This is a genomic window from Advenella mandrilli (assembly GCF_016595155.1).
Taxonomy (GTDB): domain Bacteria; phylum Pseudomonadota; class Gammaproteobacteria; order Burkholderiales; family Burkholderiaceae_B; genus Advenella; species Advenella mandrilli.
Genome location: NZ_JAENGP010000006.1, coordinates 1 through 23,902, shown reverse-complemented (window position 1 = coordinate 23,902; position 23,902 = coordinate 1). Strand labels below are relative to the sequence as shown.

Here is a 23,902-nt window from a genome sequence, read left to right as displayed (position 1 = left end):
GCCCATCTTAGTTTACCAGCACAAATAAAGTAATTAATGCAATCACGCCAGCAATCATCGCAAACGCGTAGTGATAGATATAACCGGACTGCAAGTAGCGGCTGACGGCGGCAATCCAGCCTACCAGCCTTGTACTTCCACCAATAATTGCGCCATCAATAATACCTTTATCACCAACTTTCCAGAAAACGCCACCCAGCCCACGAACAGCACGGGAAACCACGTTTTCATTAAACCAGTCTGCATAGTATTTGTTTTCCAGAATACGGTTGATACCGGAAAACGCCTGATACAGTTTGGCAGGAAGCTTGGGATTAACGATATAGCAGTACCATGCGGTGACCAGACCGGCAATCATTAGCCAGAATGGCGCCGTTTGGAAAGCGTGCAGGCCATAAGCAACCCAGCCATGATAAGTGCTGGCCAGTTCTGCCATCGCAGGGTGTTCGGCCAATACCACAATTGAATTGCCAAAGAAGCCATTGAATAGCAAGGGATCAATTGCCCACGCACCAATGACCACAGAGGGAACCGCCAGCAGGATCAGGGGCAAGGTAACCACCCAGGGCGACTCGTGCGGCACGCCACCGTGATGACCATGGTCATCGTGTTTCTTGCCATGTGTAGGCTTGGTATTGAAACGCTCTTTTCCGTGGAAAACCAGGAAATAAAGACGGAATGAATACAGCGACGTGACAAAAACACCGATTAGCGTAGACCAGTAAGCAAAATTGGCACCCCAGATATTGGCCAGACCAGCGGCTTCAATCACGTGCTCTTTGGAATAGAAACCCGAGAAGAACGGTGTACCGACCAGTGATAGCGTACCAAGCAGGAAAGTAATCCAGGTAATGGGCATGTATTTACGCAGGCCACCCATGTTACGGATATCCTGGTCATGATGCATGCCGATAATGACTGAACCCGCACCCAGGAACAACAGGGCTTTGAAGAAGGCGTGTGTCATTAAGTGGAAAATAGCAACCGGATAGGCTGACGCACCCAATGCCACCGTCATGTAACCCAGCTGAGACAGGGTTGAATAAGCCACCACGCGCTTGATATCGGTTTGAATAATACCCAGGATACCCAGGAACAGTGCACCGATACTGCCAATCACAATAATGAATGACAAGGCGGTTGAGGACAGTTCAAACAAGGGAGAGAACCGGGCAACCATAAAGATACCGGCGGTCACCATGGTCGCCGCGTGAATCAATGCGGAAATGGGGGTAGGACCTTCCATGGAATCGGGGAGCCATGAGTGCAAAGGCACCTGGGCGGATTTACCCATTGCACCAATGAACAGACAGATACATGCAACCGTGATCAGCTTCCAGTCGGTACCCGGAAAAATCAGGGTATCCAGGGAATCGGCCTGGGCAAAAATCTCGGCGTAGTTCATAGAGCCGGTATAGGCAAACAACAGGCCGATACCCAACACAAAACCGAAGTCACCCACACGGTTCATGATGAACGCTTTCATGTTGGCGAAAACAGCGGTATCGCGAGTAAACCAGAAACCAATAAGCAGGTAAGAAACCAGACCCACTGCTTCCCAACCAAAGAACAGCTGTAGCATGTTATTAGCCATCACCAGCATCAACATTGAGAACGTAAACAATGAGATGTAGGAAAAGAAGCGCTGATAGCCCGGATCATCAACCATATAACCAATGGTGTAAATATGAACCATTAATGAAACCGAGGTAACCACCACCATCATGAGGGCGGTTAAAGGATCTATTAAGAAGCCAATTTCAAATACCTTTGTGCCAACCAGGCTCCAGGTATAAATAGCTTGGTCATAATAGGCACCATTCATGGCCACTTCATACAGAACATAAAGCGAGCCAAAGAAAGAAATGGCAACCAGCAAAATCGTTAAGCTGTGCGAGCCTTTGCGACTGACCGAGCGCCCGAGGAATCCTGTGCCAAACAGACCGGTAATAATGGCGCCGGCAAGCGGGCCCAATGCGATCAGGAGTAAAAAGGCACTAGAGAATGTTGGTGTCATGCTGAAATTCCCCTTACCCTTTCAGACGACCAATGTCGTCAACATTAATGGAATTGATTCTGCGGAACAACAGGACCAGGATAGCCAAACCAATTGCGGCCTCGGCAGCGGCAACCGTCAGGATAAAGAACACGAAGATCTGTCCTGAGGTTTCGGGCAAGCCGTTGGCACCAGGATTCCACATGGAAAATGCCACGAAATTGATATTCACCGACAACAGCATAAGTTCGATGGACATCAACAGACTAATAAGATTGCGGCGATTCAGAAAAACACCAAATACACCCAGGGCAAACATGATGGCCCCTAAAATCAGATAATGTGCCAAAGTTAGCGTCATTCTGAATCCCCTTCTTTTACTGGCGCAGCTTCTTCTTTTTCAGATTTCATGCTGACAAGCCTTATACGGTCGGCGGCATTTACATGCAGCTGATCATTGACATTCACGTATTTGCGGTTGCTACGTTCACGCAGGGTCAGTGCAATGGCTGAAATCATGCCCACCAGCAGAACCAGCGCACCCACCTGAATGGCATACGAATATTCGCTGTACATGGCAATGCCCAGCTCAAGTGTATTGTCGTAGGAATCGGGAAGCGGAACCGGCGCTCCTGAACCGTAGTACACCGTACCCAGTACAAAAGCAATTTCCAGCACCATGATGCCGCCAACCACCAGGCCCAACGGCATATAGGTACGGAAACCGGCCCGCAAGGACTCGGGAACCACGTCGATCATCATGACCACAAACAGGAACATGACCATCACCGCGCCTACATAGATCACGATCAGCACCAGGCCCAGGAACTCGGCACCGATCAGAATCCACAGCAATGATGCGGTTACAAATGACAGGATCAAGTGCAACACAGCCGTTATCGGACTGCGCGCGGTAATCACCCGGGCACCGGCCACTACAAGAACAGTAGCCAGAATATAGAACAAAACAGTCGTAAAAGTCATAGTTTGCTCACCTGCCGATTATCTGTATGGCGCATCGGTTGCACGACGTGCAGCGATCTCGGATTCATATTTATCACCTACTGCAAGCAACATATCTTTGGTGAAATACAGGTCGCCCCGTTTTTCACCGTGGTATTCGTGGATGTGGGTTTCCACGATTGAATCCACCGGGCAGCTCTCTTCACAAAAGCCGCAAAAGATACATTTGGTTAAGTCAATATCGTAGCGCGTGGTGCGACGGGTTCCATCGTCACGCTCTTCGGATTCAATGGTAATGGCCATGGCGGGGCACACTGCTTCGCAAAGCTTACAGGCAATGCAACGCTCTTCGCCGTTGGGATAGCGACGCAAGGCATGCAACCCCCGAAAACGCGGAGACATGGGCGTTTTTTCATGAGGATAACGCAGCGTAATCTTGCGCTTGAAGAAATACCTGCCGGTCAGGGCCATTCCCTTTAACATCTCGGTCAGCATGAAACTGCCGAAGAAATCTTTAATAGCACTCATAATTTTCTTCTAGCCTATTTCCAAATATTGAACGGTGTCTGCATCCAAATGGCAACAATCAGCAACCACACACCCGTTAACGGAAGAAATACTTTCCACCCCAGACGCATGATCTGGTCGTAACGATAGCGGGGAAATGAAGCCCGGAACCAAATAAAGAAGGACACGACAAAGAATGTTTTAAGGCCCAGCCACAACCAACCCGGAATCCAGTTAAATGGCGCAAAATCCAGCGGTGATGACCAGCCGCCCAGGAACATGATGGAAGCCATGGCCGACAACAGGATCATGTTGGCGTATTCAGCCAGGAAGAACATGGCAAAGCCCATACCTGAATACTCAACCATATGCCCGGCCACAATTTCAGACTCCCCTTCGACCACGTCGAATGGGTGACGGCAGGTTTCAGCAACAATTGAAATGACATACACCACGAACAGGGGCAACAGGGGCAACCAGTTCCATGACAGAAAGTTAAGGCCACGATCGGCAAACCAGCCCGTTAATTGGCCCTGAACAATACCGTTCATATTTAACGTACCAGACACCAGCAAGACGGTAACCAGTACAACACCCATACCCAGTTCATAGGAAATCATTTGCGCCGAAGCACGCATGGCACCCAGAAACGGATATTTGGAGTTGGATGCCCAGCCTGCGATAATCACGCCATAAACACCCAGCGAGGTAATGGCCATGACATACAGCAAACCGGCATTAACGTTTGCCAGCACGGTTTCCGGACCAAATGGAATCACGGCCCATGCGGCCAACGCTGGCAGCAAAGTCATGATGGGTGCCAGAATATAAAGCACCTTATTGGCTTTTTCAGGAACAATCACCTCTTTCGTGAGTAGTTTGAATACGTCTGCAAAAGGCTGCAAAATACCGCCAGGACCCACCCGGTTGGGGCCACGACGAATATGCATGTAACCAATCATGCGACGTTCCCACAAAGTAAGGAAAGCCACACAAATAATGATTGGCAAGGCGATAACCAGGATTTTAATGATTGACCAGATGACCAACCACGGTGTTGCACCAATCAGATCGGCGCCCCAGGCGTCAAATGCGGCAACACCATCAGTGAACCAAGACCAGATATCCATTAGACGCGCTCCACAGTGAGTTGAGCAAAGGCACTACCCAATGCTGCAGTTTGTTCGAATGCGTGGGAAATACGCACGGTATTGTTGGCCAACGTGTCGTCCTGCTCAAGCTCAAGGATAACTTCACCGCTAGCGGATTTCACTTTTACCTGAATACCGTTAGCCAGTTCCAGTGAGGTCATGGTTTGCGCATTCATGCGCACGCGGGGGATAACACTGGCCGGAGACAGTTGCAAGGACTCGGCACGGCGAACCATGGCGTCGGTGCGGTAAACAGGCACATCAGCCACCCGTTCAAGACCAACAGGTGCCACGGCAGGCACTTGGGGATCTGTCACGACCTTGTTGCCCAGACGCGCAACGTAACCATTTTGCAACACGGCATCGCGAATAGTTTCGGATGTTTCGTCTTCGAAGTCTGACAGTTTCAGGATATTGCCCAGCACACGCAGGACTTTCCAGCCCGGACGGCTTTGGCCTTTTCCGGCCACCACACCCTTGAAGCTTTGGGCACGGCCTTCGGCATTGACAAAGGTACCGGAGGTTTCAGTGAACGGCGCCACCGGCAACATGATGCGAGCCCAGTCCTGGGCCGCTGATTTGAACGGGGTTAATGCAATTGAAAACGCATTGGTCAGCATTTCCTGGGCCTGAACGCCATTATCGCAGTCCAGTTTGGGTTCTGCGTGCAAGACAATAAATGCCTTTAATGGGTTTTGCAACATCTTGGGCAGGTTCATGCCATTTTCTTTAGCCACGGCCCCCGCCAGATAACCGCCCACCGTATTGGCACCTGCAGTTAAAAAGCCCAGTTTGCCGTTAATACCATTGGCCACCGCTTGTGCATAGGCGGCAATATTGGACGCATCGGGGGCAGAAACCGCCGTATTACCCAGTAATACAGCACTATTGCTGCCACTGGCCAGAATTGCCGCTGCTTTCTGAACAGGATCGGTACCATCGGCCTGGGTGCCCTCTTTTTGGGCCACCAGTGCACGGCCAACCTGGGCCAGCGTTGCCGCCAGCTGGCTGGGTGCAACCGTGATACGGGCGGCAACCGGGAACAGTGGATTATCGCCAAAACTGTCTATAAGGACAATTTGTGTGCCATGTTTAGCAGCCTGACGCAGGCGCTGTGCAAACAAAGGATGATCTTTGCGCAGGGTTGACCCAACAACCAATACACGATCAAGGTTATTGAGTTCTGTAATGGGCATACCCAGCCATGGCACACCGTTTAATGCCGCTTCAAAACCGGCATCGTTCTGGCGCAGGCGAAAATCAATATGCTCGGAACCCAAACCGCGTACCAGGCGCCCTAACAACGCCAATTCTTCAACGGTTGAATATTCGGTGGCCAAGGCACCAATCTGACCAATACCCTGGGTCTCGTTAATGCGGCCCAGTGCTTGTGCGGCAGCGGTTAAGGCGTCATTCCAGGAAGCCTCGCGCCATACGTTGTCGTCCCCTTTGATCATGGGGGTTTGCAAACGGTCTTCGCTGTTCAGGCCTTCATACGACCAGCGGTCTTTATCGGTAATCCAGCATTCGTTAACGTCTTCGTTTTCGAAGGGAACCACACGCATGACCTGCTCACCCTTGACCTGCACGACCAGATTGCTGCCCACGCTGTCGTGCGGGCTGACTGAACGGCGACGGGCCAGTTCCCAGGTACGGGCCGTGTAGCGGAAAGGTTTTGACGTTAACGCACCCACCGGGCATACATCAATCATGTTGCCAGACAGTTCGGAATCAATGGAATGACCCACAAAAGTGGTAATTTCGGCGTGTTCGCCGCGGCCAACCATGCCTAGCTCCATAATGCCGCCTACTTCCTGACCGAAACGGATGCATCGCGTGCAATGAATGCAGCGAGTCATTTCTTCGGCTGAAATTAACGGACCCACGTCTTTATGGAAAACCACCCGTTTTTCTTCTTTGTAGCGGGATGCGGATTCTCCATAACCCACGGACAAGTCCTGCAACTGACACTCTCCGCCCTGATCGCAAATGGGGCAATCAAGGGGGTGATTAATAAGCAGGAACTCCATGACTGCCTTTTGTGCAGCAACCGCCTTGGCAGAACAGGTATGAACAATCATGCCCTGCGTAACCGGTGTTGCGCATGCAGGCAAGGCTTTAGGGGCTTTTTCTACCTCAACCAGACACATACGGCAGCTGGCAGCAATAGAAAGTTTTTTGTGATAACAGAAATGCGGCACGTAGACCCCCAGTTCCTGGGCGGCATGCATAACCATGCTGCCTTCAGGCACTGATACGGGTTTGCCGTCTATGGTAAGTTCAACCATTGCTTTGACCTACAAATAGTGAGGAACCACACATTGCTTATGCTCGATGTGGTGCGCGAACTCATCGCGATAATGCTTTAAGAAACCGCGTACGGGCATGGCTGCCGCGTCGCCCAATGCACAAATTGTGCGTCCCATGATATTGCTGGCAACCGAGTCAAGCATATCCAGGTCTTCAGGACGACCCTGACCGTTTTCGATGCGATTGACAATACGGTACAACCAGCCGGTACCCTCACGGCATGGCGTACACTGGCCGCAGCTTTCTTCAAAATAGAAGTAAGACAGGCGCAGCAATGATTTAACCATGCAACGGGATTCATCCATGACGGTAACCGCGCCAGAACCCAGCATAGAGCCGGCCTTGGCGATAGAGTCATAGTCCATGGTGGTATCCATCATGATGTCGGCGGGCAGTACGGGCGCACTGGAACCACCGGGAATAACCGCTTTTAGCTTACGCCCGTTACGCATGCCGCCGGCCAGTTCAAGCAGGGTGGCAAAGGGTGTGCCTAGCGGAATTTCATAGGTACCGGGACGCTCTACATCACCGGTGATGGAAAACAGCTTGGTACCACCATTATTGGGCTTGCCCACCTCAAGGTATTGCTGCCCGCCGTTACGGATAATCCAGGGGACAGCCGCAAAGGTTTCGGTATTGTTAATAGTACTTGGCTTGCCATACAGGCCAAAACTGGCCGGAAATGGCGGTTTGAATCGCGGTTGGCCTTTCTTGCCTTCAAGGGATTCGAGCAAGGCGGTTTCTTCACCACAAATATAGGCACCATAGCCATGATGCGCATGCAGCTGGAAGCTAAAGCTGGAACCCAGGATGTTATCACCCAGGAAGCCGGCCTTGCGCGCTTCTTCAAGCGCTTCTTCGAAACGCTTGTAAATTTCAAAAACCTCACCGTGGATATAGTTGTATCCAACAGAAATACCCATGGCATAGGCACCAATGGCCATGCCTTCAATAACCGAATGCGGATTGAAGCGCAGAATATCGCGGTCTTTAAAGGTACCCGGCTCGCCTTCGTCGGAGTTGCAGACCAGATATTTCTGGCCCGGGAACGTGCGGGGCATGAAGCTCCATTTAAGGCCGGTTGGGAAACCCGCACCACCACGGCCACGCAGGCCGGAGGCCTTGATTTCGGCAATCACGTCTTCCTGGGACAGTCCCGTTGTAAGGATTTTACGCAGGGCTTCGTAGCCACCGCGCTTGACGTAATCGTCCAGGTGCCAGTTCTCGCCATTAATGCCATCAAGAATTTGTGGCTTGATATGACGGCCATGCAGCGCCATGCTGTTGGACAGGTCATTACCCGGATTGGCAATTAAACCGTGGGAGTATTTATCAAGGAAACTCATGCCTGTGCCTCCTTGAGCATATCAGCCAGCATTTCATCAATTTTTTCCTGTGACATGCGCACACACATATGGTGATTATTGACTAGCAAAATAGGTGAATCGCCACAGGCGCCCATGCACTCGCCCTCTTTCAGGGTAAAGGCGCCATCAGAAGTAGTTTCACCAAAACCAATGCCCAGTTTTTCTTTGATATATTCGGCGGTTTTCACACCATCACGCAGGGCACAGGGCAAATTGGTGCATACCGTAATTTTGAATTTGCCAACGGGTTTCATATCAAACATGTCGTAAAAGGTGGCAACCTCTTGGACTGCAATGGGTTCTACCCCGATATAGCCGGCTATTTCGGCGATCAGATCGCTTGACAGCCAACCGTTCTCTTCTTGTGCAATACGAAGGGAAGACATGATGGCAGACGAACGCTGATCGGCGGGATACTTTGCCAGCTCTTTATCAATCTTTGTATAAGCCTGTTCAGAAAGCAACATTTTTACTATCCAGTTATTCGCCAGTATTAGCGATCAATTTCACCGAACACGATATCTTGTGTACCGATAATGGTTACGGCATCAGCCAGCATGTGACCACGAGACATTTCATCTAGGGATTGCAAGTGGACAAAGCCGGGCGCACGGATTTTAAGGCGATAAGGCTTGTTGGCGCCATCGGACACCATATAAATACCAAACTCACCTTTGGGGTGCTCTACCGCAGAGTAAACCTCACCGGCCGGCACCGGGAAGCCTTCAGAGAACAGCTTGAAGTGGTGAATCAGCTCTTCCATGTTGGTCTTCATGCTTTCGCGTTTGGGTGGCGCGATTTTGTGGTTACTGGTAATGACCGGGCCGGGGTTGTTACGCAACCAGTGCACGCACTGGGCAATAATGCGGTTACTTTCACGCATTTCGGCCACACGTACCAGATAACGGTCGTAACAATCGCCATTGACGCCAACCGGGATATCAAAATCCAGGCGATCATAAACTTCGTAAGGTTCTTTTTTACGCAAGTCCCACTCAACCCCTGAACCACGCAGCATGGGGCCGGTAAAGCCCAGGGCCTTGGCGCGTTCAGGGTCTACCACACCAATACCCACCAGACGCTGTTTCCAGATGCGGTTGTCGGTAAGCAGTGTTTCGTACTCGTCAACACAGCCTGGGAAGCGCTTGGTGAACGCCTCGATGAAGTCCAGCAACGAGCCTTCGCGGTCTTCGTTCATGCGGTCTATGTCGCGCTTGCTGCGGTATTTGGTGTCCATGTTGTTTTTGGGCATGGTATCGGGCAGGTCACGATATACGCCACCGGGACGATAATAGGCCGCGTGCATACGGGCACCCGAGACGGCTTCGTAGCAGTCCATCAGGTCTTCGCGTTCACGGAAAGCATACAGCATGACCGCCATGGCGCCCACGTCAAGGGCGTGGGTACCCACACTCATGAGGTGATTCAGAAGACGGGTGATTTCGTCGAACATGACGCGGATATACTGTGCCCGCAGGGGAACTTCCAGGCCTAGCAGTTTTTCGATGGCCATGACATAGGCGTGCTCGTTGCACATCATGGAGACGTAATCGAGCCGGTCCATGTATGGCAGGGCCTGCAAATAGGTTTTGTGTTCGGCCAGTTTTTCTGTTGCACGGTGCAACAGGCCAATATGCGGGTCAGCCCGCTGGATGACTTCGCCGTTCATTTCAAGAATAAGACGGAGCACACCGTGGGCTGCCGGGTGCTGGGGGCCGAAGTTAAGGGTATAGTTTTTAATTTCTGACATGTTTAACGTCCTGCTCCGTAACCTTCTTCACGAATTACCCTTGGCGTGATTTCACGCGGGTCTATGGTAACTGGCTGGTAAATGACGCGTTTGGCTTCTTCGTCGTAGCGCATTTCAACGTGACCGGAAATGGGGAAGTCTTTGCGGAACGGGTGTCCGATGAAACCGTAGTCGGTAAGAATACGACGCAGGTCGGGGTGACCGTCGAACACAATACCGTACAGATCGAAGGCTTCGCGCTCGAACCAGTTAAGGGTTGGCCATACGTTAATGAGCGAGGCCACCATGGGAAATTCATCATTGGGCGCCCAGGCACGAATGCGCAGACGCCAATTATTGCGTAATGACAGCAATTGAACGGCAACCGCAAAGCGCGCTGGGAATTTTTCGGCGGCGTTAACGGCCGGTGCACCCCAGGTAGAGTAGTCTACACCTGCCAGGTCGATGGCGGTTTCAAAACCCAGTTCAGGCGTGTCGCGCAGACGCGTACAGGTTTCCTGCCATTTGTTGGCCGGGATTTCCAGGGTGAGCTCACCATAGGCTTCGATCAGGTTGAGCTGATCGCCCAGATGGGCAAGCACATTTTGTTTTAAAGTTTGTAAACGAGACATAGGATTTTCGTGAACCTTAGCTTGCCAACATCTTACGCTTCACGCGCAATGGTGTTGGTATGGCGGATTTTATTCTGCAACTGCAACATGCCGTAGATGAGGGCTTCTGCTGTTGGCGGACAGCCCGGAACGTAGATATCAACCGGCACGATGCGATCGCAGCCCCGAACGACTGAGTAGGAGTAGTGGTAGTAGCCACCACCGTTGGCACAGGAACCCATGGAAACGACCCAGCGGGGTTCGGCCATTTGGTCGTAAACTTTACGCAGGGGAGCAGCCATTTTATTGCAAAGGGTACCGGCCACGATCATGACGTCGGATTGACGGGGACTGGGGCGGAAGATGATACCGAATTGGTCAAGGTCATATCGGGCGGCACCGGCGTGCATCATTTCAACCGCGCAGCAGGCCAGACCGAAGGTGGCGGGCCACATGGAGCCGGTTTTGGCCCAGTTGATGACGGCATCGGCACTGGTAACCAGAAAGCCCTGTTTATTTAATACATTTTGATCAGACATAGTTTTTAGACACCGCTTGGATTAATCCCAGTCAAGTGCACCCTTTTTCCATTCGTAAACAAAACCGGCAGTAAGGACTGCCAGGAACACAATGACGGTCCAGAAACCAACCAGACCAACATGCCCGTTGGCAATAGCCCATGGGAAAAGATAGGCGATTTCAAGATCGAACAGAATAAACAGGATGGCAACGAGATAGTAGCGCACGTCAAATTTCATGCGCGCATCTTCGAAGGCCTCAAATCCGCACTCGTAGGGTGAGTTTTTTTCAGGGTCTGGCCGGTTGGGACCCAGAAAACGCCCCGCTAGCAACAGAAATGCACCCAAACCACCCGCAACGAGAATAAACAGTAATACTGGAAAATATTCAGCTAAATTCATGTTACGCAGCCACCTAAATTGAAAACTTGATTAAATTTCTTAAACCTTCTGATTGTATCATTTCATCGGCAGGTTGATACCCAATCACTTAGGGAAAACGACATATTTCATGTTTTTTTATTTTTATTAATGTTAATTGCAAAACCACTTGACAGGGCAAGTAGTTTTTATTAATTGAATATTTTTCTACTATCCACCAATGCCTATTACCCGGGTACCCCTATCACGGCTACGATGTCCGGTGGCAATATCAATTTCTTCTTCCAGCTCAAAAAATATCCGGTTGCCACCACCTATATTATGCGATCCGCGTAGACCTATTTTGCTTTCGTCTTTCAGGCCACTGCCAATCCCACTGTTTTGGGAACGGATGGAAAAGGGGGTTGATTGGCTGGTGCCAGGATGGATGAAATGGCCTTGGGTTTTGCTGGAATGGGAGTAAAAACCGCCATCCAGGGTGCCATAGAGCTGGAGGCTCGTGGCGTGGGTGGTGGCTGGTAAGGTTAAGGTGATGAGTAATATGCCTGCCAGGTGCAGGGCATTCTTAGGGGTTGCTGAGGTAGAAGCCATTGTAAAAATTCCTGTTTCATGCCGTTGGGTGAATGCCTGTCAGTAGTAGAACATGCTTGTTTATTTCGCTCAAGCGGGTATGTTCTTTATGCAGCAAGCTATTCAATGCGTTTTGAGCCAGTATTTTTCTACCATGATATTGGTTTGATCGGGTTACAGGAAGGTGTTTTACAAATTCATTCTATTTGGCAATGCGTTCAGTTATGGAATTTATTCGATTTTAGGATTGGATTCGTTCTTCTTTAGAGCGGCGCGGAAAGTGCAGCCTCCTTTGCTCCGACGCCCCTGCGGGCCGAAGTCGCTGCAGGAGGCTGCACTTTCCACACCTTTTACCTGTTCTAGAAAGTTATGCATACGCCTGTGACAGAGCAAAGCCGCAGAGTGATTGCACGCCGCCAATCAAGAACCCAACATGACACACCTGGAAAATCAAATGCCAATTTAAAACCCAAACAAAAAACCTTTAAAAACCGAGCAGCTATAAAAAAACCACCTGTTTTTACAGGTGGTTTTTTTACTTTATTCAATTACATGGTTAAACCATGTGATTGATTAGAAGCGGTGACGCAAACCAACGTTGATTTGTGTTGCTTTGGTTTTGATACGTCCATTAGCAGAATCGATATCATTTGCACTGTAAACAACTGAACCGTTGCCAGTTACTTTGTATGTACCATAAGAAGCCAGTGCATACAGGTTAGTACGCTTAGACAGGTTGTGTGTATAGCCTAAGCTGAAGATGTTAGTGCGTGATTTTGCATTCCAAGAGTATGCTCCACCAAACCCATTAAGACCTGAGTCACTGTTTTTACCATGTGCACCTTGGTAAGAGAACAGCACTTTACCGGCTTCGCTAACTGGTGCTGACAAACCAACCATCCAGTGAGTTTGTTTGTAACCTTCACCGTAGAAATCACCCAAAAAGCTACCAGCTGTTCCAATCAGATTTGGCAAGGTAGCAGAAGCAGCCGCATCAGTACCTGCCAATGAGCCCAACAAGCCTGAACTACCATCTGAATCACGGATTAGGCCATCACGCTGTTGACCGATACCCAAGTGTAGTTTGACAACATCGAAATCATAGGCGAAGCCCAGGTTCCATGCATCAACGGTAGATTTACTTGTACCAGATACTGAGTTAGAGAAACCACTTGAATCAGACTGAGAAAGAGAGAAACGATCTTTCTGATTCTGATGATCCCATACCAAAGCAGCTTGGATTGGACCGTTATTATAGGCAACACCTAAGTTGAACAGATTATCGTTCTCTTTTGTACGGATAGATTCTGATGCCCAACCACCTGGAGTAGAAACAGTTACATCGTAGTCAGATTTATTGTTAGTACCTGCCCAAGCCAAACCAACTTGGAAGCCGCTAAAGTTTGGAGACAGATATTTAACAGATGAATCGTAACGACCTGACCAGCTTACGCCAGCAGTGTTAGTTACAGCAGCTTGACCGAAGCCTGTACCGAATGGATCAATAGGAGCCAGGAAGTCATCACCAACGTTGTATTGACGACCCAGGGTTACTGTACCCCAGCTTTCGCCAGTCAGACCCAGAATGGCTTTACGACCGAACAAACGATCACCTTGCAGGTGACGACCATTACCCAGGTTGAAACCACTTTCCAGTTGGAAGATTGCGCTGGTACCATTACCCAGATCTTCTGTACCCTTCAGGCCCCAACGGTTGCCTGACTGAACACCGGATTTAACACCGAAGCCACGATCTTTACCGGTTGCTGAAATAGAACCCTGATATACACCATTATAGTATTCAGATACATCGTAATTTGTTTTAACGCTTGTGTAACCAACGCCACCGTCAACCACACCGTACAGTGTTACTGATGATTCTGCGTGAGCTACGCTAGCAAAGCCAGCAACTAGAGCTGCAGTTAGCAAAGTCTTTTTCATTTGTTAAATCTCCGTAGATTTTGAGTGATCAGAGCAGCGATCAAGACATTATGTTCTACCGCTCTATAAAACTCCGCGAAGGGAAGTTGTAGTTATTGCACCAAATTTTTGACTTTCTGGCTACCAACTTCTTCATAAAAACCGTTTTTTGTGGTTTTTATGTTGGTACAGAGCAACAAAGCCGATGCAACAGACCGATTATCAAGCAAGCCATTTTCCCTTCGAAACTGTTAAGCTCACCCAACGAAACACTTTAAGACATACGTCTAAAACCGCATGAATCTTTACTGTACTGCCGATTGGTCAGCACTGCAATTATTAATGCGCGATATGTTGTTTACAACGCAACTACATCAATAAGCCTGCATTTTCCGTGTTGTTAAAATATAACACATTTGTTGTTTTAATACAAAAACGCCCGGCAATGCGGGCGATTAATGTGATCAACAAGCTGCAAATGGTTAATTGCCCTTGTTTATCTAAGGGGTTGCGGCCCCGTCCATGGCACATCTGAAGCCTAATGTGTCTAGTGTAAAGGGGGCTTTCAGGCTAGACCTGAAACCATAGCGCATGAAGGCGGCGTAGTCGCTGGGGTCTGCCACGCCTTCGGCGCCGGCACCACAAAATGCACCCAAGTCCAGGCTTAGGGTACGTCCATCCACTTCAACCTCTTCAAGATTGGATTTTTGCAGCTTGCTAGAGACGGTGGCGTTGAAGTCTTGGGTCCATTCCCAAATAAGACCGTGCATATCGTAAATGCCCCAGTAATTGGGCTGGCCCTGTTTAATGGCAGGTAGACTAGCCGTGGCGGGTTTGGCATACCAGCTTAGGATTTTTTGGGTAAAGTCGTTGTCTTTGGTGGCATCCACCTTGGTTTCGGAAGCGCGGGCCGTGTATTCCCATTCAGCAATGGTAGGCAGGCGCTTGCCTTGGGCCTTGCAGTAGGCCTGGGCCGCAAACCAGGACACATTGGTAACCGGGCTTTGCGCATCAATGGTTTTAGGCAGCCACTGGTCATTTTCTTTTAACCAGTGTTTAAGATAGCCCTCTTCGGCAAACATTTTCTGGATGTTATTGGGCGACCATTGCGGGTGCTGCTTAATGAAGTTGGCAAATTCCAGGTTGGTAACCGGTGTGGTATCTATACGAAATGCCCTGACCCATTCCAGTGGGCTGGCCTGGCTGGAATATAAGGGACGGTATTCACCCTGTGGCAAGCTGGCCATGTCAACTGCCTGCACCTGCATGGCAAAGGCAGACAGGACGGCGGCAATACCGGCCAAAACCGGTTTACAGGCACGGTTTCTTTTGCCATGTGTGGCATTTGCATGTTGAGAAGCCTGCTGGCAATAGGCTGTTGTCATCGTTTACTCTTTAGGTAAAAATACAAAACACTGCCTTGGGTGCACGGGCACCGCAGGCAGTGTGTACGGATTAGGGAATAAGGCATATATATAATAACGTTCATAATATATACAGGACGCTTATCAATACTGCCTTACCCCCACGCCGGCTTTGCACGCCTTGCGGCAATGCTTAGTGCGCGCCGGGTACTGCCTGCGCAGGTTCTGCCTTGCGTTGCGCTGCCACGTCTTCAGGTGAAATTTCACCACCTTTGTTGTCCCAACTGTTTAATACATAGGTAATGACGTTGGCAACGTCATTATCGCTCATTAACATGGCAGGCATCACGCTGTTCCACTTGGTGCCGTTAACGGTAATCTCACCGGACAAACCATGCACAATGGCATTGGCAGCACGTTTGTGGTCAGCATTCAGGTAATCGGATGCGGCCAGCGGAGGAAATGCGCCGGCAATACCGGTACCGCCCGCCTGGTGACATGCCTGGCAGTTGGCCTCATAAACGCGCTGGCCAAACTTGATTTTCTCTTCCAGGTTCTGGGCAACGACCGCTGCAGGCGCCGCGCCGGTATCAACCGACTGGATGGCGGAACCTTCTGGCAGGTAGACCGCGTCCATTTGTTTGCCAGAATAAATTTCCTTGTTTTCAGGGCCGGTTACTTTGATATTACCCAGCGCACCTTTGTTAAAGGCACGGAAGATGGAGTGATCAACCATGACCAGGTCACCGGGCACGTCTACCTTGAATTCAACCATGGTGGCGCCACCGGCCGGAACCAAGGTGGTCTGGATATGTTCATTCACCAGTTTGCCACCTTCAACATAGACTTTGTCGAAGATTTCACCAATCACGTGAAAGGAAGACACCAGGTTGGGACCACCGTTACCCACGAACAGGCGAACGTTTTCACCTACTTCCGCTTTCAGGGCGTTTTCACCCGCCAGGGCACCTACGGAACCGTTGAAGACCACATAATCGGCGTGTTCGTCAATGGCTTTTTTCATGTCAAAAGGCTGCAGACCGGGTTCACCATAGCCACCCTTGGTATAGAAGTCACCTTGCATGACATAGTATTCGCGATCAACTTCAGGCAGGCCATCTTTGGGCTCTACCAGAATCAAGCCATACATGCCGTTGGCAATATGCATGCCCACCGGCGAGGTGGCACAGTGGTAAACATACAGGCCGGGGTTAAGCGTTTTAAAACTGAATACAGAGGTATGCCCAGGCGCGGTTAATGAAGAGGCCGCACCGCCGCCAGGGCCGGTAACCGCGTGCAAGTCAATATTGTGTGGCATTTTTGAGCTGGGGTGGTTGGACAGGTGAAATTCAACCGTGTCACCTTCGCGCACACGCAGGAAGGTGCCTGGTACGGTGCTGTCGAATGTCCAGTACATATAGTCTACGCCATCGGCCATTTTCATGACTTTTTCAACGGTTTCCATTTCTACCACCACGCGGGCCGGATGCTTGCGGGTAATGGGTGGCGGCACCATTGGGGGCGCAACACGCACGGCCTGCTCGATGGGCAATTTTTTGATGGCCTCGGAAGCGGGTTCCTCTAGAGCCACTTTAACAACCGTGGCATTTTGTGCCAGGGCAACACCAGACACCATACCCAAACTTAATGCCATAGAGACCGCTGCAACTAATTTATTCACTTTCATTTACTTCTCCTGGATAAAAAAATTTCCCGGCATTGCCCTGAGGAATAATTTCCCGTTATTCATATTCGGGACATCCGTTAATGGAAATTCTACGGGTTAATTCTGATCAACTTCTGATTTAAATCAAACAACCAATCTAAAAGATATATTTAAGATGTATCTTTTGAAAACTCCTTGATCTGTGTTGGTTTTTAAAAGCGTTTTAATGATTTATCCTGTGTTTTTTTAGATACAAATTTTTAAATAATGATGAAAAATTGCGATACAAGCCGGGATTAAGTCAGTTTCGGGCGCCTTTAAAAATTAACGAAAAGCAAAAAAACAATGTAAGCAATTGATTAATAAAGCATTAAAGCTTTAAATATAAAAAATTAAGCGTTTTTTAAGGAATGTTACCAAAATGATATAGAGTATAGGAAGAAAAAGCCATGTTTTACCTATGAAAACAGGCAAAAAAAACATGAAAATATAAGGTATCAAACCATGAAAACAGCCAGGTTTTCACCTGGCCGTTATACTGGCAAGCACGGGCATTTATTATTCATTAATAGCTTTATTACGCCCTACCCGCCTATCACCCTGCTACCGCTTATTTGGCTTGCAGCAGTTCTTTTACATTAAGCAGAATCAGCTCATTATCATCCTGCTGGTTGGGCTCGCGGCTTGAAGAGAACGGATAGTTATTATCATTACCCACCACAATGCGCTCACCATCAATCACATCCACGTTTTCAATAGTAAAAAACGGGAATTGCAAGACACCATTGCTTAATGGTTTACGAGCCAGTTTGTTGGGATCCTGAATGTTCAGCAAATCAATGTAGGCAATTTTACGGGCATCCTTGCCAGCGGTTTCAGGGCTGAACTCCACTTTGTAGACTCGCTTGAACTTGGGCAAATCGGCAAAGCATTGGGTGGGGTCTTCACCGTCTTTACACGCTTTATCGGGTGTGCCTTCGCCGTTGTCACGCTCAATAATCAGGGCGGTGGTGGCATCAATCATATTGAAGTCACCAATGGCGTGGTGACTGGCTTCCAGGGGGTAAAACCAGGAACGGCCCGTCCACTTTTCAGCCCCCACATCAAATTCCAGCACGCGCAAAGCGGTTTTATCGCCCGACTTTTCCCAATCTTTGGTGTTTTCGTCCCAAACCGGCCCTTCCAGTAGCGGATACAGGAATTTGCCATCCACCGAGGCCGCCATGCCTTCGTAACCCTTGGATCGCTTCAGGTTAACGGTTTTATAGGTTTCACCGGGCGCACCGGGGGTAGCAACCAGATAGTTGTCAGGAGACTGGATTTTCTTGCCATTTACTTCGGTTTCAAAAACCGCCACCACGTGACCGTTTTTATCTGCCTTAATCAGGAAAGGACCAAACTCTTCGCCAAACCAGAGGTTGTCGCCAATAATTTGCATGCTTTCCAGGTCAAAGTCGGAACCGGTCAGGTAACGCTCTTTGGTATCCTCATGAATAATACGGAAAGGCACTTTTTTATTCGGATCGCTCAGGAAGACGGTTTCAAGGTGCTTGAATTCACCGGTTTTCCAGTCGATGTTGTAGTGATTGGCGTACAGCATGGAATCGGGCGAGTTGGCTTTATTGCCAAAACCGTTATCGGTCACAATCCAGACACTGCCATCGTCCATAACCTGGATACCTGAATGGCCCTGCAAAGGTTGGCCCTTAAAAGGCACCTTATGGCCGGTATCACGGCCATTGGATTTACCCATGAGACTGCCCAGTTCCTCTACACGGGCACGGGTGGTATATTTTCCGGCCACTTTCAGGTCTTGGGGTGCATTGTCTGGTGCCTGGATCACGCTGTTGGCTGGTAAAACGGCATGACCTTCCAGTACCGCCGGCATTTCTTGCTGCGCATGAGCAGAAAAAGAAATGGCGCTTAATACCAGGCTTAAGATAGATAAACGAAACGACTTCTTCACAATACTATTCCTTTGAGGTTTGAATAAGGTACGGGAAGAATAGCCAAGCTTTATGACTGGTATATTAAAGAAAAAATTAGGCGCTATTAATTAAACATGAAAAGTCTATGAACTTTTCTGTCGCAGTAAAAAGAGCGTACCAAGGAGATAGGCCATTTCCCAGGAAAAAATAAAAAAACCGCCCAATTTGATAGGCGGTTGAGATATTTTTTTTCAGGGCAATTTTCGTTGCATTGGGCATCCCTTTCGGGGGTGTCCAGCGTCTAACCTTTTTTTATAAGGCGGTGTGGTGTAATATTTGAATGGTGCCTCCGGCGAGAATCGAACTCACAACCCCCCGCTTAGAAGGCGGGTGCTCTATCCAGTTGAGCTACGGAGACTACACAAGCCCGCTATTCTAACCCGAGTTAATAATATTTGCACTAATTTAGCGACAACAACCCATAAATTTATTACCAACAACCCATAAATTTATTAGCAACAACCCATAAATTTATTAGCAAAAAATTTATCACCAAAAATTCCAACCAAGAGGGTCTAATATGGCAATTTTATTTGATGTTCATCCACAAAATCCACAAACTCGCTTACTGAAACAGGCAGCACAAATGATTAACGACGGTGGGCTTATCGCGGTTCCCACCGATTCCAGCTATGCCATTATGGCCCGCCTTGACGACAAGGATGCGGCGGCACATTTACGGCGCATCCGCGGCCTTGACGAACGCCATCACCTTACCCTGCTTTGCCGTGACCTGGCAGAAATCGGTCATTTTGCCCGGGTCGACAACCAACAATACCGTCTGTTGAAGGCTGCAACGCCAGGGCCCTGGACGTTTATCCTGGAAGCTAGCAAAGACGTACCGCGCCGGGTATCCCACCCTTCTCGCAAAACCATTGGCATCCGCGTTCCCGATCACCCCATTACCCTGGCCCTGATCGAGGCGGTTGGCTCACCCCTGCTTTCCACCACATTAATTCCCAAGGACGAAACCGATCCGCTGAATGACCCGGAAGAAATCATGGCTCATTACAGCCACGAGCTGGCCGGTGTGATTGACAGCGGCAGCTGCCCCGGCACCCCCACCACCGTGATAGACTTGTCTTCCGGCACGCCAGAAGTGGTACGAATGGGTGCGGGCAACCCCGCCAGTCTGGGGCTATAAAGCATGAGAAAGCCGGCAAAAATGCCGGCAAAACCTTTTTTTGTGTTTTTTTTCAACAATATTCCCATCTATCTCCTTTAATTCTCTTAAACTATCCGCAAAAAAGCGTTATGCTTAGTGGTTTGTATTTATCCCTGTTCAGGACTTTTTAATTATGGCAGTCGACAGTTCTTCATATCCTATTTTTACAGGCAGTATTCCTGCACTAATTACCCCTATGTTGCCCAATGGCAAGATTGACTATGAAGCCTACAAGAAGCTAATCGACTGGCATGTACAGGAAGGCTCTGACGGGCTGGTTGTAGTGGGCACCTCGGGCGAGTCGCCAACGGTAGATTTTGATGAGCACACCGAGCTTATCCGCGTTGCCGTAGCCCATGCCGCCGGCCGTATTCCCATTATTGCCGGCGTGGGTGCCAACGCAACCGATGAAGCCATTTACCTGACTAAACAGGCCAAAAAAGTAGGTGCACAAGCCGGTCTTTCAGTGGTGCCCTACTACAACAAACCCTCACAAGAAGGGCTTTTCCTGCACTTTAGCGCGATTGCGCAAGAAGGCGATTTGCCCATTATTTTGTACAACGTACCCGGGCGCACCGTTGCCAACTTAAGCGATGAAACCATTTTGCGCCTGGCCAATGTACAAAACATTATTGGTATCAAAGACGCTACCGGCGACATCGCCCGTGGCGGCCTGCTACTGGCTAATAAACCCGATCATTTTCAGGTTTTCAGTGGCGACGACCCAACCGCTGCCGCCCTTATTTTGCTGGGTGCCAACGGCAATATTTCGGTAACCGCCAATGTCACGCCAAAACTCATGCACGAATTATGCGTTGCCGCCCGCATGGGCGATGTACCCACAACACGGGAACTGAATGCTAAACTGACGCAATTGAACAAAGTGCTTTTCATTGAAGCCAACCCTATTCCTGTCAAATGGGCGGTTGCCCAGCTTGGTTTGTCACAACTGGGCTATCGCCTGCCCCTGTGCGGACTCAGTGAACAAAACAAGACTCCGGTTACCCAGGCCCTTCAAAACCTGGGCCTTATTTAATATCAAGGATCAAGATTTATGCGCATCAATGCACGCCATCTTACAGCATCGGGTTTAATTGCAGCTGCAACCCTGCTTGCCGGATGCAACGCCGTTTCTGAACTTATGGGAGATGGAGAACAGGTTGATTACAAAAGCACCGTTCGCGGTGACCCGTTAAGCATTCCACCCGACCTGTCCAGTGCCGACATCAAGCCCCAATACACCGCACCAGGCGGTGCTGCTTCGGCAAGCACCTATAACCAGTCTGTGGCCGCCGCCAATGCCGCCAATGCCCAGGGTGTCAACGTGCTGCCAACCATTGATGGCATTGAAGTGCGCCGCAGCGGAGACCTGCGCTGGCTGGAAATCAGTCAAGACCCCAACATCGTCTATCCCAAACTGGTTGCTTTCTGGACAGACGAAGGCTTCACCATTAACCGTGACAACCCCAAGGCCGGCATTATTGAAACCGACTGGGCTGAAAACCGTGCCAAGATTCCAGGAAACTTCCTGCGTCGCGCACTGGGTTCCATTGTAGACATGGTCTCGGACAGTGGCGAACGTGAACGTTTTCATACCCGTCTTGAGCGCGTTAATGGCAAAACAGAGGTTTACATTAGCCATGAACGCATGGTAGAAACCCAAATGGACCGCGATGGCACCGAGTTCAAATGGTTGCCGGCCAACGAAGACCCCGGCCTGAATGCCGCCATGATGTCCCGCTTAATGGTTTACCTGGGTGCAGACAAAACCAGGGCCGAGCAGCAAATCAAGCAATCTGCGGCCGCTGCACCCGCTATTAGCCAGCCCAAAATAGCCAATTTTGTTGAAGGCTCCACAGCCCTGTCAGTAAACGAATCACAAGACCTGGCATGGCGCCGGGTAGGTAATGCGCTATCTGCTTCAGGCTTCAAAATAGAGAACTCAAACGCCTCGGCCGGTACTTATGTTATCCGTTACCTGGATACCGACACCGGTGAAAAACGTCAGGAAGCCAATTTCATTACCCGTTTGTGGGGTGATAAGGGCAATCTAACACCCCTACCCTACACCATCGAAGTCAACGGGCAAGGTGCCCAGTCTTTGGTAACGGTACGTGACTATAACGGCAACCCCGATTCCAGCACGACGGCGCGCCGTATCTTAACCGTGATTGCCCAAAAAATGAATTAATCTGTTTTCAATTAGTTTGATATACCTTCCCCTTGCCTGCCAAGGGGAATTTTTTGCCCAATACCAAAGGAAAATCATGCCATTTATTCACGCACAAATTCTAAGCGGTCACAGCACGGAACAAAAACAGGCGTTGTTGAAAAACGCCACTACAGCGGTGCAGGAAAGCATTGGCGCTTCGGTTGCCAGCATCCGCGTTACCATTCAGGAGTTCCAGCCTTTTGAAGTGATGATTTCCGGCCAGGAAGGTCAGGCGTTTGCCACCGTTCATGTTCATTTAATTGAAGGCCGCACCGAAGCCCTGAAGGCAGCCCTGATTGCCGCTCTAAGCAAGGCAACCAGCGACAGCCTGGGTATTTCTCTTGACGATGTGCGGGTGATGGCCATTGATATACCCAAAGAAAATATGGGCGTGGCCGGTGGCATTAGTGCCAAGGCGGCAGGCCGCTAAGCGCCTCCGTCGCACGACTGACGAATACTCGTTCTCTTACTCGTTCCCACGCTCTGAACTGACCCCAAAAAGTTGGACACCTCTTCAACTTATTGGGGTTTTTCAATGGCAAAATATGATGTGCAGTTCAAAGTCAAATTAGTAAAGGAGTATCTGTCCGGAAATAGTGGTTATCGGTTAATAGCCGATACCTACAGGGTGGATATTTCTCAATTGCGCTATTGGGTAGCGAGCTACCAGCATCATGGCGTGTCCGGCCTGGAGGACAAGCGCGCCACATACAGTGCCGAGTTCAAGCAACAGGTGCTGCAACACATCGAGCGGGAGGGGTTATCCGACCGGCAAGCCGCAGCACTATATGATATCCGCAGCATAGGGACTATAGGGAAGTGGCGTCGCGCGTATAATACGAGCGAACCTGGGGCTTTGAGGCCCCCGCATAAAGGTGAAATTCAAATGCAAATGCCCAAAAAACATCTCCCCAAGGCGCCTGCGCCTGACGAAACACGTACGCAGCAAGAGCTGCTGGACGAGCTGGCCTACTTGCGTGCGGAGAATGCCTACTTAAAAAAATTAGGGGCCTTAATCGAAGCGAAACAGGCTGCAGCGCTGCAGAAAAAGCGCAAGTAGTCCAGGGGTTAAGGCCAGATCATTCGCTACACCTGCTATTACAGATAACAGGCCTGTCGCGCAGTACGCTCTACTACCATCTCAAGGCGCAGACGGTAGGGGACAAATACGCGGCCACTAAAAGGAAGATTCGTTGTCTTTATAGGTGGCACAAGGGCCGCTATGGCTATCGGCGTATCACGCAAGCGTTACGTAACGCCAGGAAGAAGGTGTTGATCAACCATAAAACCGTGCAGCGCCTGATGCAGGAGCTCGGTTTGACGTCGTTGGTGCGCATCAAGAGATATCAATCTTATAAAGGAATCACCGGAGAGATTGCACCGAATGTGCTCCAGCGCAAGTTCGATGCCGATAAACCGAATCAAAAATGGGTAACTGATGTGACTGAATTCAAAATCAAAAACAGCCAAAAGCTGTACCTCTC

24 protein-coding genes and 1 tRNA gene are annotated in these 23,902 nt (G+C 49.7%); 7 read left to right on the top strand and 18 right to left on the bottom strand.

The genetic code is table 11. The features are described 5' to 3' along the window. Positions 1–7 precede the first annotated feature (7 nt). The 13 genes from nuoL to JHL22_RS06765 all read right to left on the bottom strand — a co-directional run bounded on the left by nuoL (position 8) and on the right by JHL22_RS06765 (position 12,124). Positions 8–2,017, bottom strand: coding sequence for an NADH-quinone oxidoreductase subunit L (gene nuoL / locus JHL22_RS06825; protein ID WP_200235297.1), 2,010 nt, complete (start codon positions 2,015–2,017; stop codon positions 8–10). 13 nt (positions 2,018–2,030) lie between these two features. Beyond that, positions 2,031–2,357 carry an NADH-quinone oxidoreductase subunit NuoK gene (nuoK, locus tag JHL22_RS06820; protein WP_200235295.1) on the bottom strand — a complete coding sequence of 109 codons (327 nt, stop codon included), beginning with the start codon at positions 2,355–2,357 and terminating at the stop codon, positions 2,031–2,033. Beyond that, the gene (locus JHL22_RS06815; RefSeq protein WP_200235293.1) at positions 2,354–2,980 is read right to left on the bottom strand and encodes an NADH-quinone oxidoreductase subunit J; all 627 of its coding nucleotides are present in this window, start codon (positions 2,978–2,980) and stop codon (positions 2,354–2,356) included. Before JHL22_RS06815 ends, nuoK begins: the two co-directional genes overlap by 4 nt. 18 nt (positions 2,981–2,998) lie before the next feature. Then, positions 2,999–3,487 (bottom strand): NADH-quinone oxidoreductase subunit NuoI, encoded by a 489-nt coding sequence (nuoI, locus tag JHL22_RS06810; protein WP_169294048.1) that lies wholly within the window; start codon positions 3,485–3,487, stop codon positions 2,999–3,001. 14 nt (positions 3,488–3,501) lie between these two features. After that, a complete protein-coding gene (gene nuoH / locus JHL22_RS06805) occupies positions 3,502–4,596 on the bottom strand; it encodes an NADH-quinone oxidoreductase subunit NuoH (RefSeq protein WP_200235291.1) in 1,095 nt (364 codons plus the stop codon). After that, the gene (gene nuoG, locus JHL22_RS06800; protein WP_200235289.1) at positions 4,596–6,905 is read right to left on the bottom strand and encodes an NADH-quinone oxidoreductase subunit NuoG; all 2,310 of its coding nucleotides are present in this window, start codon (positions 6,903–6,905) and stop codon (positions 4,596–4,598) included. Before nuoG ends, nuoH begins: the two co-directional genes overlap by 1 nt. Before the next feature lie 9 nt (positions 6,906–6,914). Then, positions 6,915–8,273, bottom strand: a complete 1,359-nt coding sequence (gene nuoF, locus JHL22_RS06795; protein WP_200235287.1) for an NADH-quinone oxidoreductase subunit NuoF — start codon at positions 8,271–8,273, stop codon at positions 6,915–6,917. After that, complete coding sequence (nuoE, locus tag JHL22_RS06790; protein WP_200235285.1) at positions 8,270–8,761, bottom strand: NADH-quinone oxidoreductase subunit NuoE; 492 nt, start codon at positions 8,759–8,761, stop codon at positions 8,270–8,272. The genes nuoF and nuoE overlap by 4 nt, the downstream gene beginning before the upstream one ends. A gap of 26 nt (positions 8,762–8,787) precedes the next feature. Then, positions 8,788–10,044, bottom strand: coding sequence for an NADH-quinone oxidoreductase subunit D (locus JHL22_RS06785; protein ID WP_200235283.1), 1,257 nt, complete (start codon positions 10,042–10,044; stop codon positions 8,788–8,790). A 2-nt stretch (positions 10,045–10,046) separates the two neighbouring features. Continuing rightward, the gene (locus tag JHL22_RS06780) at positions 10,047–10,655 is read right to left on the bottom strand and encodes an NADH-quinone oxidoreductase subunit C (RefSeq protein ID WP_200235281.1); all 609 of its coding nucleotides are present in this window, start codon (positions 10,653–10,655) and stop codon (positions 10,047–10,049) included. Positions 10,656–10,687: 32 nt separating this feature from the next. Further along, positions 10,688–11,173 carry a NuoB/complex I 20 kDa subunit family protein gene (locus JHL22_RS06775; RefSeq protein ID WP_169294041.1) on the bottom strand — a complete coding sequence of 162 codons (486 nt, stop codon included), beginning with the start codon at positions 11,171–11,173 and terminating at the stop codon, positions 10,688–10,690. 21 nt (positions 11,174–11,194) lie between these two features. Then, entirely contained in the window at positions 11,195–11,554 is a 360-nt protein-coding gene (locus JHL22_RS06770) for an NADH-quinone oxidoreductase subunit A (protein WP_200235278.1), read from the bottom strand. 189 nt (positions 11,555–11,743) lie between these two features. Next, the gene (locus tag JHL22_RS06765; RefSeq protein WP_200235276.1) at positions 11,744–12,124 is read right to left on the bottom strand and encodes a porin; all 381 of its coding nucleotides are present in this window, start codon (positions 12,122–12,124) and stop codon (positions 11,744–11,746) included. Between the two features lie 360 nt (positions 12,125–12,484). Between JHL22_RS06765 and JHL22_RS06760 the strand changes: the two genes are divergently transcribed. Further along, positions 12,485–12,676, top strand: a complete 192-nt coding sequence (locus JHL22_RS06760) for a hypothetical protein (protein WP_200235274.1) — start codon at positions 12,485–12,487, stop codon at positions 12,674–12,676. Here the strand turns inward: JHL22_RS06760 and JHL22_RS06755 are convergent, their stop codons facing one another. From JHL22_RS06755 to JHL22_RS06735, 5 genes are all read right to left on the bottom strand, one after another. Further along, positions 12,677–14,044, bottom strand: a complete 1,368-nt coding sequence (locus JHL22_RS06755) for a porin (RefSeq protein WP_200235272.1) — start codon at positions 14,042–14,044, stop codon at positions 12,677–12,679. 479 nt (positions 14,045–14,523) lie between these two features. Beyond that, positions 14,524–15,408, bottom strand: a complete 885-nt coding sequence (locus tag JHL22_RS06750) for a formylglycine-generating enzyme family protein (protein WP_200235270.1) — start codon at positions 15,406–15,408, stop codon at positions 14,524–14,526. A gap of 172 nt (positions 15,409–15,580) precedes the next feature. Continuing rightward, positions 15,581–17,074, bottom strand: a complete 1,494-nt coding sequence (nirK, locus tag JHL22_RS06745; protein ID WP_234041167.1) for a copper-containing nitrite reductase — start codon at positions 17,072–17,074, stop codon at positions 15,581–15,583. Between the two features lie 589 nt (positions 17,075–17,663). Then, positions 17,664–19,019: an esterase-like activity of phytase family protein gene (locus JHL22_RS06740; protein WP_407926762.1), complete on the bottom strand. Its 1,356-nt coding sequence runs from the start codon at positions 19,017–19,019 to the stop codon at positions 17,664–17,666. Between the two features lie 303 nt (positions 19,020–19,322). Further along, a tRNA-Arg gene (locus JHL22_RS06735) sits at positions 19,323–19,399 on the bottom strand. 162 nt (positions 19,400–19,561) lie between these two features. Between JHL22_RS06735 and JHL22_RS06730 the strand changes: the two genes are divergently transcribed. The 6 genes from JHL22_RS06730 to JHL22_RS06705 all read left to right on the top strand — a co-directional run. Then, a complete protein-coding gene (locus JHL22_RS06730; protein ID WP_200235268.1) occupies positions 19,562–20,185 on the top strand; it encodes an L-threonylcarbamoyladenylate synthase in 624 nt (207 codons plus the stop codon). A 154-nt stretch (positions 20,186–20,339) separates the two neighbouring features. Then, positions 20,340–21,242, top strand: a complete 903-nt coding sequence (gene dapA, locus JHL22_RS06725) for a 4-hydroxy-tetrahydrodipicolinate synthase (protein ID WP_200235266.1) — start codon at positions 20,340–20,342, stop codon at positions 21,240–21,242. Positions 21,243–21,260: 18 nt separating this feature from the next. Then, positions 21,261–22,397, top strand: coding sequence for an NlpB/DapX family lipoprotein (gene bamC / locus JHL22_RS06720; protein WP_200235263.1), 1,137 nt, complete (start codon positions 21,261–21,263; stop codon positions 22,395–22,397). A gap of 76 nt (positions 22,398–22,473) precedes the next feature. Further along, a complete protein-coding gene (locus JHL22_RS06715) occupies positions 22,474–22,848 on the top strand; it encodes a tautomerase family protein (RefSeq protein ID WP_200235261.1) in 375 nt (124 codons plus the stop codon). A gap of 105 nt (positions 22,849–22,953) precedes the next feature. Beyond that, positions 22,954–23,478, top strand: coding sequence for a helix-turn-helix domain-containing protein (locus tag JHL22_RS06710; protein WP_200235259.1), 525 nt, complete (start codon positions 22,954–22,956; stop codon positions 23,476–23,478). Further along, a partial coding sequence (locus tag JHL22_RS06705) for an IS3 family transposase (protein ID WP_200235337.1) occupies positions 23,421–23,902 on the top strand: 482 nt, incomplete at its 3' end. The genes JHL22_RS06710 and JHL22_RS06705, both read left to right, overlap by 58 nt.